Source organism: Kineococcus siccus, assembly GCF_009906795.1.
Lineage (GTDB): Bacteria > Actinomycetota > Actinomycetes > Actinomycetales > Kineococcaceae > Kineococcus > Kineococcus siccus.
Genome location: NZ_JAAALN010000329.1, coordinates 1 through 3,082, shown reverse-complemented (window position 1 = coordinate 3,082; position 3,082 = coordinate 1). Strand labels below are relative to the sequence as shown.

At 73.7% G+C, this 3,082-nt stretch carries 4 protein-coding genes; 1 reads left to right on the top strand and 3 read right to left on the bottom strand.

What is annotated here, in order from left to right:
- On the top strand, positions 1-501 hold a 501-nt coding region (locus tag GTR02_RS20955; protein ID WP_166609410.1), incomplete at its 5' end, for an ROK family protein.
- A 22-nt stretch (positions 502-523) separates the two neighbouring features.
- Here GTR02_RS20955 and GTR02_RS20950 read toward each other — a convergent pair.
- The 3 genes from GTR02_RS20950 to GTR02_RS20940 all read right to left on the bottom strand — a co-directional run.
- Complete coding sequence (locus GTR02_RS20950; RefSeq protein ID WP_166609409.1) at positions 524-1,330, bottom strand: ATP-binding cassette domain-containing protein; 807 nt, start codon at positions 1,328-1,330, stop codon at positions 524-526.
- Entirely contained in the window at positions 1,327-2,277 is a 951-nt protein-coding gene (locus GTR02_RS20945; RefSeq protein WP_166609408.1) for an ATP-binding cassette domain-containing protein, read from the bottom strand. Before GTR02_RS20945 ends, GTR02_RS20950 begins: the two co-directional genes overlap by 4 nt.
- Positions 2,274-3,082, bottom strand: an 809-nt coding sequence (locus tag GTR02_RS20940) for an ABC transporter permease (protein WP_166609407.1), incomplete at its 5' end; no start/stop codon positions are given. The genes GTR02_RS20940 and GTR02_RS20945, both read right to left, overlap by 4 nt.

Genomic DNA, 3,082 nt, shown 5'->3' with positions numbered 1-3,082 from the left:
TTCGGGGCCGGGGAGTTCGGCCACGTCTGCGTGCTCCTCGACGGGCCCGTGTGCTGGTGCGGTGGGCGCGGCTGCCTGGAGGCGGTCGCGGGCCCGGCGCCCGTCGTCGCCCGGGCCCGCGCCGACGCGACGGTCCGGGCCGAGACCGGGCTCGCCCGGCGCTCCTCGAACCCCGTGGACCTGGAGTTCGCCGCGCTCGCCCGGGCGGCGCGGGCCGGTGCCCCGGGGGCGCGGGCGCTGCTGGAGGAGTCCGCCCGCTGGGTCGCGGCCGCGGCGGAGTCGGCCGTGAACCTCCTCGACGTCGACCTCGTGGTCCTCACGGGCCCGAGCTTCGCGGCGGCCGCGTCGGTGTACGGGCCGGCCATCAGCGCCCGGCTCGCCCCGGCCGACGCGCGCACCTGGCACCGCGGGGTCACGGTCACCGTCTCCAGCGCGGCGGCGACGGCCTCGGCGACGGGCGCCGCCGCGCTGGTGCTGCAGCAGAGCAGCCTGGGCGACTGAGCGCCCGGTCCTCGCACCGCCCTCAGCCCGACAGTTCGCGCAGCCGCCGCTCCGGGTTCGGCGCCGCCTCCGCCAGCAGCTTGGTGTACTCGTGCTGCGGGTCGAGGATCACCTGGTCCGCCGGCCCCCGCTCCACGATCCTCCCCCGGTACATCACGAGGATGTCGTCGGAGAAGTGCCGGGCGGTCGCCAGGTCGTGGGTGATGTAGAGCACGCCGAGCTGCTCCTCCCGCTGCAGCGCCGCCAGGAGGTTCAGCACGCCGAGCCGGATCGACACGTCGAGCATCGACACGGGCTCGTCGGCGACGAGGATCCCGGGGCCGGGGGCCAGCGCGCGGGCGATCGCGACCCGCTGCCGCTGGCCGCCCGACAGCTCGTGCGGGCGCCGCTGCGCCACGACGTCCGCGGGCGTCAGCCGGACCCGTTCCAGCAGCTGCAGGACGCGCTCGGAGACCTGCGCGGCCGTCAGCTCCGGGTGGTGCAGCCGCACCGGGCGCGCCAGGTGGTGGGCGATCGTGTGGTACGGGTTCAGGGACGCGAACGGGTCCTGGAACACCATCTGCACCGAGCTGCGGTAGCGGGCCAGCCCCGCTCCGCGCCGCTCGACCGGCTTCCCGTCGAGCAGGATCTGCCCGGACGTCGGCCGCTCCAGCTGCATGAGGAGCTTCGCGATGGTCGACTTGCCGCTGCCGCTCTGCCCGACCAGGGCCACGGTGCGGCCGGGTTCGAGCGCGAGGCTCACGTCGTCCACGGCGCGCAGCGTCGAGGTCCGCCAGCCCTGCCGCAGCTTGTACTCCTTGACGACGCCGCGCAGTTCAAGGGTGCTCACGACACCCTCCCCTCGGTGGTCGGCGCGCTGGGCGCGGCCTCGGTGCGGACCGCGTCCTGCGCCAGCAGGCGTTCGTCGACGTCGCCGCGGATGAACCCGCCGCGGTCGCCGGTCAGGCTCGGGAACGAGGCGAGCAGGCGCCGCGTGTACTCGTGCTGCGGGTCGCGGTAGAGGTCGGCGGCCGCCCCGGTCTCGACGATCCGCCCGCCGCGCATGACGGCGATCCGGTCCGAGATCTCCAGCAGCAGCGGGAGGTCGTGGGTGATGAACACCACCGCGAACCCCAGCTCGTCGCGCAGCCGCGTGATCTCCCGGAGGATCTCCCGCTGCACGACCACGTCGAGGGCCGTGGTCGGCTCGTCCATGATCATGACCTGGGGCTCGAGCGCGAGGGCCATCGCGATCATCACGCGCTGGCGCATCCCGCCCGACAGCTCGTGCGGGAAGGCGCGCAGCCGTCCGCGGTCCACGCCGACCCGCTCCAGGAGGTCGCCGCAGCGGCGGCGGCGCTCCTCCTTCGACATCTCGGGCCGGTGGGTGACGAAGACGTCCTCGAGCTGCTCCCGGACGGTGATGACCGGGTTGAGGGAGTTCATGGCGCCCTGGAAGACCATCGAGATCTTGTCCCAGCGCGTCGCGCGGAGCTCCTCGGGACCCAGCCGGCCCCAGTCGATGTCGGTGCCCTCGCGGGAGTGGAACACCGCCCGGCCCGCCGTGATGGCCGCGGGCGGCTTCAGCAGCCGCACGATGCCGTAGGCCAGCGTCGACTTCCCGCACCCGCTCTCCCCCGCGAGCCCCAGCACCTCCCCGCGCCGCAGCTCCAGGGAGACGTCCTGGACGGCGTGCACGACGGGGTCGACCAGGTAGTCGATGCTGAGGTTCTCGACGGTCAGCACGGGGTGGGACGCGACCGACGACGGGCCGCGGGTCTCGCTCGGCGCGGTCACAGGCTCTCCTCCTTGGCGCGCTGCAGCTGCTGGCGCGACATGCGCCAGCCGCGCCGCGCCGCGCGGGTCTGGTTGCGCAGCTTGGGGTTGACGACCTCGTCGATCGAGAAGTTGATGAGCGAGAGGGCGGCGCCGAAGAGGGCCAGCAGCAGGCCCGGCGGGATGAACCACCACCACGCCCCCAGCCGCAGCGCGAGGCCGTTCTGGGCGTAGTAGAGCATGGTCCCCCAGGTGAACGACCCCGAGGCGCCGAGGCCCAGGTAGGACAGCCCCGCCTCGCCCAGGATGGCGAAGATGACGGCGAAGACCATCTGCGACGCCAGCAGCGGGACGAGGTTCGGCAGGATCTCGACCAGCAGGATGCGCCAGCGCTTCTCCCCCGCCACGCGCGCGGCGTGCACGTAGTCGCGGTTGCGCAGGCTCAGCGTCCAGCCGCGCAGCACGCGGGCCGACCCGGCCCAGCTGGTCAGCGACAGGACCAGGGCGACCAGCCAGATGCTCTTGTTCGGCACGTAGCTGGAGATCACGATCACCAGCGGCAGGCCCGGGATGACGAGCATGACGTTGGTGAACAGGGAGAACCCCTCGTCCACCCATCCGCCGGCGTAGGCGCCGACGATGCCGAAGAAGGCCGACAGGGCCAGCGCGACGACCCCGACGACGGCGCCGACGATCAGCGAACCGCGGGTGGCGTGGGCGAGCTGGGCCAGGACGTCCTGCCCGGTCTGGGTGGTGCCGAGCCAGTGCTCGGCCGAGGGGCCCGTCAGGCCCACGTCGGAGACGCGGGACGGGTCCTGCACGACGA